This is a genomic window from Solwaraspora sp. WMMB335 (assembly GCF_049179075.1).
In the GTDB taxonomy this organism is placed as follows: domain Bacteria; phylum Actinomycetota; class Actinomycetes; order Mycobacteriales; family Micromonosporaceae; genus Micromonospora_E.
In genome coordinates this window covers 4,660,658-4,675,519 of sequence record NZ_JBMHMF010000001.1, presented here as the reverse complement: position 1 = coordinate 4,675,519, position 14,862 = coordinate 4,660,658, and the positions used below count along the sequence as shown (strand labels likewise).

Sequence of the window (14,862 nt, the reverse complement as noted above, 5' to 3'; positions counted from 1 at the left end):
GACCCGGACCGGGTCGGTTCACTGGTCAGCCGTGGCCGTTGCGGATGGTCAGCGCCGAGCGCAAACCGGTGATGCTCAGCACCCGGAGCAGAAACTCGCCGACGTTGGTGAGCAGCAGCAGACTCTGCGCGTGACTGGCCTTGCGGGTGAGCACCACCAGGGTGCCGAGTCCCTGTGAGTCACAGAAGGTGATCCCGCCCATGTCAAGAACGATCCGGGCCGGCGCATCGCTGAGCAGTTCGTTGACCGCGGCGGACAGCTGGACGGCGGTGAGCATGTCGATCTCGCCGACGAGGCGGAGCACCGCCTCGTCGGGAGTGCGCTGCAGCGCGATAGACAGCTCCGCCCGCTCCACCGGGCCAGCGTATCGCGATCGTGCGACCCCGGCCTGGGGACGCAGGCGACCGCCGGGAACAGGGGCGGCTGTGTCCAGTCGCCGTCGCGCTGCCACAATGGCAGGGCCGTGACTGTCACCGAACCCGCCGGCGCCCGCCCGTACCCGGCTGACGCGCCCGCTTCCCAGGCCCTGTTCGACCGCGCCGACACGATCGTCCCCGGCGGGGTCAATTCTCCTGTGCGCGCCTTCCGGGCGGTCGGCGGCACACCCCGGTTCATGGTGCGCGGCGCCGGTCCCTGGCTGTTCGACGCCGACGGGCGCCGCTACCTCGACCTGGTCTGCTCGTGGGGTCCGCTGGTCCTCGGCCACGCCCACCCGCAGGTGGTGGCGGCTATCACGCAGGCGGCTTCGCTCGGCACCAGTTTCGGCACGCCGACCCCGGGCGAGGTCGAGCTCGCGGCCGAGATCGTCGATCGCACCCCGGTCGAGCTGGTCCGGCTGGTCAATTCGGGCACCGAGGCGACCATGTCGGCGATCCGGTTGGCCCGGGGGCACACCGGGCGGTCCCGGATCGTCAAGTTCGCCGGCTGCTACCACGGCCACGTCGACGCCCTGCTCGCCGCCGCCGGCAGCGGGGTGGCCACCCTCGGCCTGCCCGACTCGCCCGGCGTGACCGGCGCCGCGGCCAGCGAGACCATCGTGCTGCCGTACAACGACGTGGCCGCGGTCACCGAAGCGTTCGCCGAACACGGTGACCAGATCGCCGCGGTCATCACCGAGGCGGCGGCCGGCAACATGGGCGTGATCGCCCCGGCGGCCGGCTTCAACGCGGCCCTCGCCCGGATCGCGCACACGCACGGCGCGCTGCTCATCGTCGACGAGGTGATGACCGGATTCCGGGTCGCCCGGGGCGGCTGGGCCGAGCTCGAACCGGTCGACGCCGACCTCTACACGTACGGCAAGGTGATGGGTGGCGGGCTGCCGGCCGCCGCCTTCGGCGGCCGGGCCGAGATCATGCGCAAGCTCGCCCCGGCCGGACCGGTCTACCAGGCCGGCACCCTGTCCGGGAATCCGGTCGCGTGCGCCGCCGGGCTGGCCACCCTGCAACTGGCCGACACCGCGTTGTACCAGCGGCTGGCCGACACCGCGACGCAAGTCGGCAAGCTGGCCACGGACGCGCTCGCCAAGGCCGGCGTACCGCACCGGCTGTCCACCGCCGGCACCATGTTCTCCATCTTCTTCACCGACGCCGACGTGGTCGACTACGACACTGCCCGCCGCCAGGACACCGGCGCCTACCGGGCGTTCTTCCACGCGATGCTCGCGCACGGCGTCTATCTCCCCCCCAGCGCGTTCGAAGCATGGTTCGTCTCGGCGGCGATCGACGACGTCGCCCTGGAACAGCTCGCCGCCGCGCTGCCGGCCGGAGCTGCGGCTGCGGCCAAGGCGGCCGACGGCGCCTCGCGGGCGCCGAGGGTGGGGGAGAACGGATGAAGAAAACCGTCGTCCACGTGCTGCGACACGGCGAGGTGCACAACCCGGAGAAGATCCTGTACGGCCGGCTGCCCGGCTTCCGGCTCTCCGAGCTGGGCGCGCAGATGGCCAAGGCGGCCAGTCAGGCGCTCGCCGAACGCGACGTCGTACACGTGGCGGCCAGCCCGCTGGAGCGCGCGCAGGAGACCGCCGAACCCATCGCGGGGCAGTTCCGGCTGCCGGTGTCGGTCGACGAACGGCTGATCGAATCGGCGAACTGGTTCGAGGGGCGGCGGGTGTCCCCCGGTGACGGGTCGTTCCGCGATCCGCGCAACTGGTGGGTGCTGCGCGACCCGGTCACCCCGTCGTGGGGCGAGGCGTACACCGCGATCGCCGAACGGATGTTCGCGGCCGTGCACGCGGCCAGGATCGCCGCCGAGGGCCACGAGGCGGTCTGCGTCTCCCACCAGCTGCCGATCTGGACCCTGCGCCGCTATCTGGAACGCAAGCGGCTCTGGCACGACCCCCGCCGGCGCCAGTGCGCGTTGGCCAGCTTCACCTCGATCCACTTCGAGGACGCCAGGGTGGTCGGCATCGGGTACACCGAGCCAGCGGCACACCTGATCGCCATGTCGCCGTCGGCACGGACGGCCAAGGGAGCCTGAGGTGCGGCCGCAACGACGCGGGCAGCGGCGGTTGCGGCGGCGCGGGCCGGCCGCGCTGGCCGGGGCCGGCGTCCTGCTGACCGCCCTGGCACTCACCGGCTGCGCCGGCGACAGCTGGCAGGACAACTGCCAGACCGACGCGCAGGGGATCATCACCTGCGCCGGTGACAACCGTCCGCCCGCACCGGAGCTGGCAGCCGAGTTGCTCGACGGTAGTACGTTCGACCCGGCCGGGTACCGTGGCCAGGTCCTGGTGGTCAACTTCTGGGGTTCGTGGTGCCCGCCGTGCCGCGCCGAGGCCGCCGACCTGGAAGCCACCTACCAGGCGACCCGCGACCAGGGGGTCGGGTTTCTCGGGGTCAACGTCAAGGACTCCCGGGACGCCGCGCTCGCCTTCGAAGACGGACGGGTGAGTTATCCCAGCCTGTTCGACCCGGCCAGCCGGCTCGCCCTCGACTTCGACATCCCGCCCAACAGCATCCCGGCCACGATCATCGTCGACCGCCACGGCCGGATCGCCACGGTCATCCGCCAGGCGGTCCGCCAGGAAGGCCTACAGCCACTGATCGAGCAGATCGCCGCGGAGGCGACGGTGCCGGTGGCCGAGCCGGTAGCGGACCCGGCCACAGCGGATCCGGCCGATGGGTGAGACGTTCGCCGAGATCGCCCGCAGCGGTCCCGTGCTCCTCGCGCTCGGCCTGGCCGCCCTGGCCGGGCTGGTCAGCTTCCTGTCCCCGTGTGTGCTGCCGCTGGCGCCGGGTTACCTGTCGTACGTCACCGGGCTGGCCGGCTCCGACCTGGACGCCACCGACGGCCGGTCCGGCCGGGTGTTGGCCGGGACCCTGCTGTTCGTCGCCGGGTTCACCACGGTCTTCACACTGACCGCGATCGTGGTCGCCGGAATCGGCCGCTTCCTGTTCACCTATCAGCGCCCGGTCGAGATCGGCGTCGGGCTGGTGATCGTGCTGCTCGGTCTGGCGTTCGTCGGGCTCGTCCCGGGGATGCAGCGGGAACTGCGGATCCACCGGCTGCCGCAAGCCGGACTGATCGGCGCCCCGGTCTTCGGTGCCGTCTTCGCGTTGTCCTGGACGCCCTGCGTCGGGCCGACGCTCGGTGCGGTGATCGGCATGGCGACCGTCAGCGGCCAGACCGACCGGGCGGCCGCCCTCGCCGTGGCGTACTGCCTCGGCCTCGGCCTGCCTTTCGTGATCTTCGGGTTGGCGTTCCGGCGGCTGCTCGGGGTGTTCACCATGATCCGGCGCAACAGCCGCTGGGTCACCCGGGTCGGCGGCGCCACGCTCATCCTGATCGGGATCGCGCTGGTCACCGGCGGCTGGCACGAGTTCGTCATCTGGGTGCAGACCACCTTCGGCGTCGGCGAGGTGAGCATCTGATGGTGCAGGTCGAACCGCGTCCGGCCGTGGCCCTGCTGCGCAACTCGTGGCGGCAGCTCACCAGCATGCGTACCGCGCTGATCCTGCTCTTCCTGCTCGCGGTCGCGGCCGTCCCCGGCTCGTTGTTGCCGCAGCGCGACGTCAACATCGAAAACGTCAACACGTACTTCCAGGAGCACCCACGGCTGGCCCCGGTGCTGGACCGACTCGGCATGTTCGACGTGTTCGCCTCGCCCTGGTTCGCCGCGATCTACCTGCTGCTGTTCACTTCGCTGGTCGGCTGCCTGGTACCCCGGTTGCGCGAGCACGTCCGGGCGCTGCGCGCGGCACCGCCGACCGCGCCGCGCCGACTGGACCGGCTGCCCCAGCACGCGGTGCTGGCCGGACCCGACGGTGGCCTCGGAGCGATCGCCGCCGAGTTGCGCCGGCGCCGCTGGCGGGTCGCCGTCTCGGGCGACGCGGTCAGCGCGGAGAAGGGGTATCTGAAGGAGACCGGCAACCTGCTGTTCCACTTCTCGCTGGTCGCCGTGCTGCTCGGGGTGGCGCTCGGTTCCTGGTACGGCTGGAACGGCAACCGCCTGCTGGTCGCCGGGCCGGACGCCGGATTCTGCAACACCGCCCAGCAGTACGACGAGTACGGGCTCGGACCACGCGTCGCCGACACCGACCTGCCCCGCTTCTGCCTCGAACTGACCGACTTCGAGGCCACCTTCCTGGCGTCGGGGCAGCCGGCCAGTTATCGCGCCGAGGTCCTCGTCGACGAGCGCGGGCGGGCACGCCGGGCCGAGACGTTCTCGGTCAACTCACCGCTGCGGCTCGACGGTGCCAACGTCTACCTGCTCGGGCACGGCTACGCGCCGGTGCTGCGCTACACCGACCGGTACGGCCGGGCGCAGACCGTCACCCCGCCGTTCCTGGCCACCGACGGGATGCTCACCGGTGCGGGGGTGGCCAGTTTCCCCGACGCCAACGTCGACCCGGCGACCGGGGACCGCGACTCCGACCTGCAGGTCGCCTTCGAGGGGCTGTTCCTGCCGAGCGCCCCGCAGCAGCCGCCGTACGTCCGATCCGTCCACCCCGAGTTGCGCGATCCGGCGGTGATGCTGTCGGCGTACCGGGGCAATCTCGGGCTGGACGCCGGGATTCCCGGCTCGGTCTACCGCGTCGACCAGCGGCAGGTGCAGGCCGGCCGGCTGCTGCCGGTCGGTGACCCGCAACTGCTGCGGCCGGGTGAGTCGATGACCCTTGACGACGGCACCACCATCGAGTTCCTGGACATCTCGCAGTACGTCACCCTGTCGGTACGGTACGACCCCGGCACCGAACTGCTGCTCGCCAGCTCGGCGCTGCTGCTGGTCGGGCTGATGCCGGCGTTGTTCGGCCGGCGCCGCCGGGTGTGGTTCCGGGTCACACCGGCCGGCCCCGACGCGGACGCAACGACGGCCGGTAGTAGCTTGGTCGAGGCCGGTGGGCTGCCGCGCACCGACTATCCCGGGTTCGCCGACGAGTTCCGGGGACTCGTCGAGGCGGTTGGCGGCACGGTCCCGGACGGCACCGGGTCGCGGGAAGGACAGCACTGATGGCGGCACTGTCGGACCAACTCCTGGTCGTCTCGATCTTCGCGTACCTGCTCGCGATGATCTGTCATGCGGTCGAAGCCGGTTTCGCCAACCGCCGGGTGGTCGGTGCCGCCGTGGCGCCGGACCGGCGACTGGCCACCGTCACGGTCGGTCACGGTAGCGCCGGTCACGGTAGCGCCGGCACGGCCGTCGGTGGGGACACCGGCGTGGTCGAGGACCCGCCACCGCCACCGCTGCCGTCGGCACAGGCACAGGCACACGCGCGGACCGGATGGCAGGCGGTGCCGCTGGTCGGCTGGTTCGCCACCGGGGCCACCGTACTCGGGGTGCTGGTGCACCTGGCGTGCCTGATCACCCGGGCCGTCGCGGCCGACCGGCTGCCCTGGGGCAACATGTACGAGTACGTACTGGCGATCACCTTCGTCGGGGTCGCCGCCTGGCTGGTGCTGGTCTACCGCCGCCCCGCGCTGCGCCCACTCGGCCTGTTCGTCGCGCTGGTCATGGTCGCCCTGCTCGGCATGGCCGGCCTGGTGTTCTACACCCCGATCACACCGCTGGTGCCGGCGTTGCAGTCCTACTGGTACGCCATCCACGTGTCGACGATCATGGCCTCGTCTGGGGTGCTGCTCCTCGGTTCGGTCCCGGCCGTGACGTTCCTGCTGCGCAGCGGGTACGAGCAGGGCAAGCACGGGTTCCCGTACCTGCTCGCCAAGCGGGTGCCGGCGGCGCCGACGCTGGAGCGGCTCACCTTCGGGCTGCACGCCCTCGGGTTCCCGGTGTTCACCTTCGCGGTGATCGCCGGGGCGATCTGGGCCGAACACGCCTGGGGCCGGCCGTGGGCCTGGGACCCGAAGGAGACCTGGGCATTCATCTCCTGGGTGATCTACGCCGGTTACCTGCACGCCCGTGCCACGCCGAGCGTACGGCGGACCACGGTCGTCTGGATCGCGTTGCTCGGCTTCCTCACCATGCTGATGAACCTGTTCGGGGTGAACTTCTTCTTCGAGAGCCTGCACTCGTACGCCGGGGTCGACTGAGCGTCCACCGGTCGGGATCCACCGGTCGGTGGTGGTGGTCAGGTCGGGGCGAGTCGTTGTTGCTGCGGCGTCGCCGGCCGGACGCGCGATCCGCTCTCGTAGCCGGCGGCCTGCAGGGTGAACAGGTCCGCGTACCGACCGCCGGCGGCCATGAGCTCGTCGTGGCTGCCGCACTCGACCAGGGATCCGTCGTGTAGGACGAAAATGCGGTCGGCGTGCCGGACATTGGCCAGCCGGTGCGTGATCAGGATGGTGGTCGCTCGACCCTGCCGGTCGCGGATCGCCTGGAAGAGCGCGTCCTCGGCGCGCGGATCCAGGGCCGACGACGGTTCGTCCATGATCAGCAGCTCGGCGTCGCGCAGGAATCCACGGGCGGCGGTGATGCGTTGCCACTGCCCGCCGGAGAGGTCCTGCCCCCTGGCGAAGGTGCGGTCCAGCAGTGTCTCGTACCCGTCCGGCAGGGCATGAACCATGTCGTGGGCCACCGCACGGCGTGCGGCGGCCTCGATCCGGGACCGGTCGGGTTCGGCGTCGGCGTCGCCGATCGCGATGTTGGTCGCCGCGGTGAACGGCCATTTGTGGTACTCCTGGGTGACCACGGCGATGCGGCTGCGCAACTGGTCGAGGTCCCATCCGGCCAGCGGCCGACCGTTCCATTCGATGACGCCGACGCTGGGTGCCCGGAGTGTGGCGATCATCGCGGCCAGGGTCGTCTTGCCCGAACCGTTCTCGCCCACGAACGCCACGGTCTGCCCGGCGTGGATGGTCAGCGTGACATCGTCGACAGCGAACGCGTCCCGGTCGGGGTAGCGCAGGCCGACACCGCGCACCGCCAATTCCCGCAGCGGCTGGGGGCTGGCGCCGGAGGCGCCGGTGCCGGCCCGGCCGGGCAGGTAGGCCGCGGCCCGCGTCATGAAGCCGACGTAGTCGCCGAAGTGCTGGCCCTCGGTGTAGACCCGGTCGACCTGCAGAGTGATCGCGGTCAACGCCCGCTGCGCCGCCTGCACCGCGATCACGCAGGTGGCCGCCGCCGCCAGCGGGATCTGCCCGTCGATGAGCAGGATCCCGAGCAGTACGTACACCAGCCCGGTGGCTAGTCCGCCGAGCAGCGCACCGACGCTGGTCGTCGTGGTGACCCGGCGGGCCAGGGTGAGTTGGATGTCGGTTTCCACGCCCATGACCCGGTCGTACTGGTCGAGCAGGAACCGTCGCAGTCCGTACGAGCGCAGTTCGGGTGCGGACGTACGCTCGGCCATCAGCCGGTGCAGGATCCACAGCCGGCGCCGACGCACCGACCCGGCGCTGTACGTCTGATACCGCAGATGTCCGGCCGACAGTGCCGCCCAGGCACCGGGCAGCGTCGCCACCAGCAGCGCGGCGAGCAGCAGCGGGTGGATCACGATCACCGCCACGGTGACCGCGAGCAGGCTGACCAGCCCGGCGAAGAGATTCATCGACGCCTGCACCAGCGAGATCGCCGAGTCGGTGCCCCGGGAGGCGCGTTCCATGTCGTCGGCGAAGGCGTCGGCGTCGAACGCGTCGAGCCGCACCGCCGTGGTCACCTCGAACAGCCCTCGTTCGACCTCCCGGCTGACCCGGGGAGTGAGCCCGTTCTGCGCGTACCCGGTGACGATGCCCAGCCCGGCGCGCAGTGCGGTCACCGCCGCCAGCGCCGCCAACGCGGGCAGGGCGGCGACGACCTTGTCAGCGGTCGGGCCACCGGCGAACAACTCCACGAGCACCCGCTGCGTCGCGAGCAACCCGAAGGTGGACAGCACCCCGCCGCCCAGGGTGGCGACGGCGACGACCAGGGTACGCAGCCGGTCGGCCCGCCAGCTGATCGCGACGGATTGGCCGACCAGCCGGGGTAGCTCGGCGAAGACGGCGAACAGCCCCGCCTCGGCCCGGGCCCGTAGCCCGGTCTCCCACCACATCGCCCGCAGCTCCGGCAGCACCGACTCCGCTGGCGGCCCGCCGGTCCGGGGCGCGGCGTCGCCGGTGCCGGTGCCCCCGATACTCGGTCGCGGGTCGGTCGTCGACGATGTCATGGCAGGCCCTTTCCGTCACCAGCGGCGTCGAACCATGTTTACTCCCTGGTACTGACACAATCACGGACAGCACATCGAATGACCGGTCACGCTTCGGTGATTCAGGTGCGCCGGGCCCGGGTCGGCGGGCACCGACGGTGACCTCGACCGAATCACCGCCCCGGTTGGTTGGGCTGGCCGGCGGGTAGGCCAGACTGGGCGGCATGGCGGCTGCAGGGTTCCCGTACCAGGACTTGAAGGACTTCGTCGCGGCCCTGGAACGTGCCGGCGAGCTGCGCCGGGTCGGCGTACCGGTGGATCCGACGCTGGAGATCAGCGAGGTCGTCACCCGGACGGTACGGGCCGGCGGGCCGGGACTGCTGTTCGAGCGCCCCACCCGGGGTGAGATGCCGGTGGCGGTGAACCTGTTCGGCACCGAACGGCGTACGGCGATGGCGCTCGGCGTGCGCCGGCTCGACGAGATCGGCGACCGGATCGGCGCGATGATCCGGCCGGAGCTGCCGGTCGGTTGGTCCGGCATCCGCGACGGCCTGGGCAAGGTCATGCAGCTCACCTCGCTGCCGCCGCGCAAGGTCAAGACCGCGCCGTGCCAGGAAGTGATCTACACCGGGTCGGACGTCGACCTGGACCGGCTACCCGGGCTGCAGGTCTGGCCCGGCGACGGCGGCATCTTCCACAACTACGGGCTGACCCACACCAGGCACCCGGAGACCGGCAACCGCAACCTCGGCCTCTACCGGCTGCAGCAGCACTCGCCCACCACGCTCGGCATGCACTGGCAGATCCACAAGGACTCCACCGCCCACCACGCGGTCGCCGAACGGCGCGGCGAACGGCTCCCGGTGGCGGTGGCGATCGGCTGTGACCCGGTGGTCAGCTACTCGGCGTCCGCACCACTACCCGGCGACATCGACGAATACCTGTTCGCTGGCTTCCTGCGTGGTCAACGGGTCGAGATGGTCGACTGCCGGACCGTACCGCTGCAGGTGCCGGCCCACGCGCAGATCGTGCTGGAAGGCCACCTGGAGCCGGGTGAGCGGCTGCCGGAAGGTCCGTTCGGCGACCACACCGGCTTCTACACCCCGGTCGAGCCGTTTCCGGTGCTGCACATCGAATGCATGACCATGCAGCGGGACCCGATCTACCACTCGATCATCACGTCCAAGCCACCACAGGAGGACCACGGGCTCGGCAAGGCCACCGAGCGGATCTTCCTGCCGCTGCTGCGGATGTTGATCCCGGACATCGTCGACTACGACCTGCCTGCGGCCGGGGTCTTCCACAACTGCGTGATCGTGTCGATCCGCAAGCGCTACCCCAAACACGCGCAGAAGATCATGTCGGCGATCTGGGGCGCCCACCTGCTGTCACTGTCGAAACTGATCGTGGTGGTGGACGACGACTGTGACGTACACGACTACGCCGAGGTGGCGTTCCGCGCCTTCGGCAATGTCGACTACGCGCACGACCTGCTGCTCACCGAGGGCCCGGTGGACCACCTCGACCATTCGTCGTACCAGCAGTTCTGGGGCGGCAAGGCCGGCGTCGACGCGACCCGCAAGCTGCCCACCGAGGGCTACTCCCGGGGCTGGCCGGCCGAGATGAGCATGTCACCGGAGATCGTCGCGCTGGTCGACAAGCGCTGGCGGGAGTACGGCGTCTCGTGAGTGCCACGTCCACCACCGGGCCCGGTCGGATCAAGGCGTTCCTGCGTCTGGTCGCGATCGAGCACTCGGTGTTCGCGCTGCCGTTCGCGTACCTGTCCGCGCTGACCGTGATGGCCCGCCTCGACGGCGGCGTACGCTGGCTCGACCTGCTGCTGATCACCATCGCCATGGTCGGCGCGCGGACCTTCGCGATGGCCGCCAACCGGATCATCGACCGGCACATCGACGCCCGGAACCCGCGTACCGCCGGTCGGGAGCTGGTGACCGGGGCGGTGAGCGTCCGGACGGCCTGGACCGGGGCGGCGGTCGCGCTCGTCGTCTTCCTCGGCGCGGCGGCGCTGCTCAACCCGCTCTGTCTGGTCCTGGCTCCCCTCGCGGTGGTGCCGCTGGTCGGCTATCCGTACGCCAAGCGGTTCACCGACTGGCCGCACGCGGTGCTGGCACTGGCCCAGCTGGTCGGCCCGGTCGGCGCCTGGCTGGCGGTGACCGGCACGTTCGCCGGCGCCGGGCCGGCGGTCCTGCTCGGCGCGGCCGTCGGGCTGTGGATCGGCGGGTTCGACCTGATCTACGCCTGCCAGGACGCGGAGATCGACCGCGAGATCGGGGTGCGCAGCGTTCCCGCCCGGTACGGCCGGGCGTTCGCGCTGCGCGCCTCGACCGTGGCGCACGTGGTGACGTTCGGGCTGTTCGGCTGGTTCGGGGTGATCGTCGGCTTCGGCTGGCCGTGGTCGATCGGGTTGGCGCTGACCGCGGTGGCCTTCGGCTACCAGCACGTGGTGGTCACCCCGACCGACCTGTCCCGGGTCAACCGGGCGTTCTTCACCGCCAACGGGTTCGTCGGCATCGCGCTGTTCGTGTTCGCCCTGGCCGATCTGGTGGTCCGGCTCGGCCTGCGCTGGTGACCCGGGCTGCTTCGAGGATCCGCCACGCCGGATCGGATCGACCTACCCTATGGGGTGATCGGGGACCGGACGGGGGACGGCGGGACGGACGTGGCGCAGTTGAGAAGGCCGTGGGTGGTCGGCGTGTCCGGCGCCTCGGGTACGCCGTATCCGGCGGCGGTGCTGCGGGCGCTGTTCGACGCCGGGCACCCCGTCGACCTGGTCGTCTCCCGGGCCGCCCGGCTCACCGTCCTCGACGAGACCGGCGCACCGCTGCGGGACAGCCACTGGCGCGACGACCTCGCCCGATGGCTCGGACGCGGGTTGGACGATGCCGACGTACGGTTCTGGCCGGCCGGTGACCTGGCGGCCGGGCCGAGCAGCGGGTCGTATCCGGCGCGCGGGATGGTGGTGGTGCCGGCCAGCACGGCCGCCTGCGCGGGGATCGCCATCGGGTTGTCCAAGGATCTGCTGCAGCGGGCGGCCGAGGTCAACCTCAAGGAACACCGGCCGGTGGTGCTGGTTCCCCGGGAGACGCCGGTGACCCGCAGCCATTTGGAGCACCTGATCACCCTGCACGACGCGGGTGCGGTGGTGTTGCCGGCCAGTCCCGGCTTCTACGGGGCGGGAGCCACCGCCACCGCCACCCAGTTGGTCGACTTCGTCGCCGGCAAGGTGCTGGACGTGCTCGGTGTCGAGCACACCTTGTTCCGGCGGTGGTCCGGCGAACTCGCCGTGGACCGTAGCCCGGACCGGGCCATCGGCCGGGACGCGGTCGGGTAGGTGCGCGAGCCCGACGGGCCGGCCTGCCGTACGGGCGGTCGATGCCGCCGTACGGTGGCGTGAGCCAAGGCATGCCCTAGTACGGCCCGGAGCCTCCGGAGCCGTTCTCGGTGTGCCTGGGTCGGGTGGTCTCGGCGCTTTCCGCTTGCATCTCCTCCAACACGCCTTCGCCTTCCAGCAGCGCACGCACCTCGGACTCTCGGAACCTGCGATGGCCTCCGGGAGTACGGATACTGCCGATCCGGCCGGCCGCCGCCCATCGTGTGACGGTTTTCGGGTCGACGCGGAACAGCGCAGCCACCTCGCCCGGCGTCAGCAGACGATCTCCAGTGTCCACGGTCCCCTCCTCGCGTCCACGACGGCTCTGGCCTGGCCAGTCAGCCCCCCGATGGACCGTATGCCAGATGCCGTAGTGCCAGACGTACGGCCATTAGAGCATCGGCCGACCGCCGTGTCCGGGAAATGAGGAAAGCTACCTGACTGGGAAGTTACCGAGTATGATTTGCCGCCTATGTTGCAATTTATACCTTGATTTATTGACCGCACGCCACGAACTGGAGACCAGCATCGTCGATCCCACCGTGGGCACTAAGGTCTACATTCCGTGGACGCCATCGACCTCAGGCTCGTCGACCTGCTGCGCGGCAGCGCACGGCTCTCGTACGCCGAACTTGCCCGCCAGGTGGGGCTCTCCGCACCTGCCGTACACGAACGGATCGGCAAGCTGGAAGCAGCCGGGGTACTGCGCGGCTACCGGGCCGACGTACACCCCGAGTCGGTCGGGCTGGGCGTCGCCGCACTGATCGGCCTGGTCGAGGACTCGGGTGCGGACACCGACGCCGTACTCGGCGCGCTGCGGGCCCTGCCCGAGATCGAATCGTGCTACTTCATGGCCGGCGTCGAGTCCTTTCTGTGTCTCGCGCGGGTCGGCACCATCGCGGAGTTGGAGCAGCTCATCGTGCGGCTCAACCGCATTCCCGGCATCGCGCACACCAGGACCAGTGTCGCCCTTTCCACCAAGTGGGAGAACCGCCCGCGACCGCTCACCGGTTGACCGGGTCGGCGCAGGTCGGCCCGATCACCCGAGGGATCGCCGGCTCCCACCTTTGTTACGGTCGAGTGGTGGAACAGCTGGACCGGTGTAACGATGCCGACCGGGCCTGGGTCACCGAGGCGATCGCCAAGGTCGAGGCCGATGCCAACCGTTCCGCCGACACCCACCTGCTGCCCTTTCCGCTGCCCCTGGGCTGGGGGATCGATCTCTACCTCAAGGACGAGTCGGTGCACCCCACCGGCTCGCTCAAGCACCGGCTGGCCAGGTCGCTGTTCCTCTACGCGCTCTGCAACGGGTGGATCGGCCCGCGGACCACGATCGTGGAGGCGTCATCCGGCTCCACCGCGATCTCCGAGGCGTACTTCGCCCGCATGCTGGGCCTGCCGTTCATCGCGGTGATGCCGGCGGGCACCTCGCCGGAGAAGATCACCCAGATCGAGTTCCACGGCGGCAAACCCCACCTGGTACGCGATCCGGCGGCCGTCGTGGTGGAGGCACGATGGCTGGCCGAGGACCTCGGCGGCCACTTCATGGACCAGTTCACCTACGCCGAACGGGCGACCGACTGGCGCGGCAACAACAACATCGCCGAGTCGATCTTCGCCCAACTCGCCCTGGAGCGGCATCCCGTGCCGAGCTGGATCGTCGTCGGGGCCGGCACCGGCGGCACCAGTGCCACCATCGGCCGGTACGTGCGCTACCAGCGGCACTGCACCAAGGTCTGCGTCGTAGACCCGGAAAACTCCGCGTTCTACCTGGCCTGGCGTACCGGTGACTGGTCGGCGAGCACCGGCCGCGGCTCGATGATCGAAGGAATCGGCCGGCCTACCGTGGAGGCGTCCTTCCAACCGGCTGTGGTGGACCGGATGATCCGGGTGCCGGATGCCGCCTCGTTGGCCGCCATGCAACTGGCCAGCCGCGTACTCGGCCGCCGGGTGGGCGGCTCCACCGGCACCAATCTCTGGGGTGCCTTCGCGCTGATCGCGCAGATGCGTGCCGCCGGCCAGCACGGCTCGGTGGTCACCTTGCTGTGCGACAGCGGAGAGCGCTACGTCGACAGCTACTATTCGCCGGACTGGCTGGCCCGGCACGACTTGGACCTGACGCCGTACCTGGCCCGGGCCGAGCATTTCCTGCACACCGGAACCTGGTCGGCAGCTGTCGACGCCACCGTCGTCGGTCAGGACGACGGCGGCGTCGATCAGGACGTGGCACGGTCGACCAGCCCGGGATAGTGCACGACGTATCCGTCGGGATCGACGGTGATCTCGGCTGTGAAGCTGTCGCTGCGGTAGCGGATCCGGTCCGGCCCGAGCAGGGTGTAGAACTGCTCGACCGGCAGCACTTCCAGGCTCGGCACTCGGACCCAGGCCGCGACCAGCCGCTGTTCCGCACCGATCGGGCGCCCGAGCAGCCGTAGCCGGCGAATCGGCAGCGTGTTGAACAGCGGTGCCATGCCAAGATCCACATCCAGCGCCGGATCCAGCCGGCCCGGCTCCTCGGTGCCGGGCAGTCCCATCCGCGCACGGCCGACGTCGCGCAGGGCTCGGTCCAGATCACCCTGCTCGGCGGTGCTCACCCGCCAGCGGCCCAACGCCCGTTCCATCCGTACGGTGCGCAGCCAGCCGGCACCCTCGGCGGTGACGGTCAACCGGACCGATTCCCAGTTCTCGTCCGTGGCGAGTTCGTAGTGGCAGCTGTACGGCAGCGGGGCGGCCGAAACGGCCACCCCGCGTGCGGTGAGTCCACGCCGGTCGTCGACCAGGGCATGATCAGCACCACCGGTGTCGACACGTACCCAGGTGATGGACTTCGGCAAGGTCGGCATGCCCCGACCGTACCGTCAGGCTCTGCTGGCGGGCGGCCGGACCGGACCGGCAGCAGGCCGGCCCGCCCTGGAGTTCACCGGACGCCCTCGGCCCAGCAGCGGGCGACCCGCCCGG

14 protein-coding genes and 1 pseudogene are annotated in these 14,862 nt (G+C 70.7%); 11 read left to right on the top strand and 4 right to left on the bottom strand.

The genetic code is table 11. From position 1 onward, the window contains the following. Positions 1–25 precede the first annotated feature (25 nt). On the bottom strand, positions 26–355 hold the full coding sequence (locus ACN27F_RS20190; RefSeq protein WP_421435667.1) for an STAS domain-containing protein: 330 nt from the start codon (positions 353–355) through the stop codon (positions 26–28). A 108-nt stretch (positions 356–463) separates the two neighbouring features. On the opposite strand from ACN27F_RS20190, the gene hemL reads away from it, so the two are divergent. The 6 genes from hemL to ccsB all read left to right on the top strand — a co-directional run bounded on the left by hemL (position 464) and on the right by ccsB (position 6,486). After that, positions 464–1,831, top strand: coding sequence for a glutamate-1-semialdehyde 2,1-aminomutase (gene hemL / locus ACN27F_RS20185; protein WP_421435665.1), 1,368 nt, complete (start codon positions 464–466; stop codon positions 1,829–1,831). Then, on the top strand, positions 1,828–2,475 hold the full coding sequence (locus ACN27F_RS20180; RefSeq protein ID WP_421435662.1) for a histidine phosphatase family protein: 648 nt from the start codon (positions 1,828–1,830) through the stop codon (positions 2,473–2,475). The genes hemL and ACN27F_RS20180 overlap by 4 nt, the downstream gene beginning before the upstream one ends. Before the next feature lie 76 nt (positions 2,476–2,551). Continuing rightward, positions 2,552–3,124, top strand: coding sequence for a TlpA family protein disulfide reductase (locus ACN27F_RS20175; RefSeq protein ID WP_421440339.1), 573 nt, complete (start codon positions 2,552–2,554; stop codon positions 3,122–3,124). Then, positions 3,117–3,869, top strand: a complete 753-nt coding sequence (locus ACN27F_RS20170) for a cytochrome c biogenesis CcdA family protein (protein ID WP_421435659.1) — start codon at positions 3,117–3,119, stop codon at positions 3,867–3,869. Before ACN27F_RS20175 ends, ACN27F_RS20170 begins: the two co-directional genes overlap by 8 nt. Further along, positions 3,869–5,449 (top strand): cytochrome c biogenesis protein ResB, encoded by a 1,581-nt coding sequence (resB, locus tag ACN27F_RS20165; protein WP_421435656.1) that lies wholly within the window; start codon positions 3,869–3,871, stop codon positions 5,447–5,449. Before ACN27F_RS20170 ends, resB begins: the two co-directional genes overlap by 1 nt. Continuing rightward, positions 5,449–6,486 carry a c-type cytochrome biogenesis protein CcsB gene (gene ccsB / locus ACN27F_RS20160; RefSeq protein ID WP_421435654.1) on the top strand — a complete coding sequence of 346 codons (1,038 nt, stop codon included), beginning with the start codon at positions 5,449–5,451 and terminating at the stop codon, positions 6,484–6,486. Before resB ends, ccsB begins: the two co-directional genes overlap by 1 nt. A 38-nt stretch (positions 6,487–6,524) precedes the next feature. Here ccsB and ACN27F_RS20155 read toward each other — a convergent pair whose 3' ends face one another. Next, positions 6,525–8,534 carry an ABC transporter ATP-binding protein gene (locus ACN27F_RS20155; protein ID WP_421435650.1) on the bottom strand — a complete coding sequence of 670 codons (2,010 nt, stop codon included), beginning with the start codon at positions 8,532–8,534 and terminating at the stop codon, positions 6,525–6,527. Positions 8,535–8,737: 203 nt separating this feature from the next. On the opposite strand from ACN27F_RS20155, the gene ACN27F_RS20150 reads away from it, so the two are divergent. From ACN27F_RS20150 to ACN27F_RS20140, 3 genes are all read left to right on the top strand, one after another. Further along, entirely contained in the window at positions 8,738–10,201 is a 1,464-nt protein-coding gene (locus tag ACN27F_RS20150) for a menaquinone biosynthesis decarboxylase (protein WP_421435647.1), read from the top strand. Beyond that, complete coding sequence (mqnP, locus tag ACN27F_RS20145; protein WP_421440337.1) at positions 10,177–11,103, top strand: menaquinone biosynthesis prenyltransferase MqnP; 927 nt, start codon at positions 10,177–10,179, stop codon at positions 11,101–11,103. The genes ACN27F_RS20150 and mqnP overlap by 25 nt, the downstream gene beginning before the upstream one ends. Before the next feature lie 99 nt (positions 11,104–11,202). Beyond that, positions 11,203–11,865 (top strand): UbiX family flavin prenyltransferase, encoded by a 663-nt coding sequence (locus tag ACN27F_RS20140; protein WP_421440335.1) that lies wholly within the window; start codon positions 11,203–11,205, stop codon positions 11,863–11,865. A gap of 76 nt (positions 11,866–11,941) precedes the next feature. On the opposite strand, the gene ACN27F_RS20135 is transcribed toward ACN27F_RS20140, so the two are convergent. Continuing rightward, positions 11,942–12,202, bottom strand: a complete 261-nt coding sequence (locus ACN27F_RS20135) for a BldC family transcriptional regulator (protein ID WP_421435645.1) — start codon at positions 12,200–12,202, stop codon at positions 11,942–11,944. Positions 12,203–12,469: 267 nt separating this feature from the next. Between ACN27F_RS20135 and ACN27F_RS20130 the strand changes: the two genes are divergently transcribed. Both ACN27F_RS20130 and ACN27F_RS20125 read left to right on the top strand, forming a co-directional pair. After that, positions 12,470–12,919 (top strand): Lrp/AsnC family transcriptional regulator, encoded by a 450-nt coding sequence (locus tag ACN27F_RS20130; protein WP_421435642.1) that lies wholly within the window; start codon positions 12,470–12,472, stop codon positions 12,917–12,919. Between the two features lie 68 nt (positions 12,920–12,987). Continuing rightward, positions 12,988–14,076 (top strand): annotated as a pseudogene (locus ACN27F_RS20125) (PLP-dependent cysteine synthase family protein); the annotation flags it as partial. 44 nt (positions 14,077–14,120) lie between these two features. Here the strand turns inward: ACN27F_RS20125 and ACN27F_RS20120 are convergent. After that, positions 14,121–14,747 (bottom strand): putative glycolipid-binding domain-containing protein, encoded by a 627-nt coding sequence (locus ACN27F_RS20120; RefSeq protein WP_421435639.1) that lies wholly within the window; start codon positions 14,745–14,747, stop codon positions 14,121–14,123. Between the last annotated feature and the right edge of the window lie 115 nt (positions 14,748–14,862).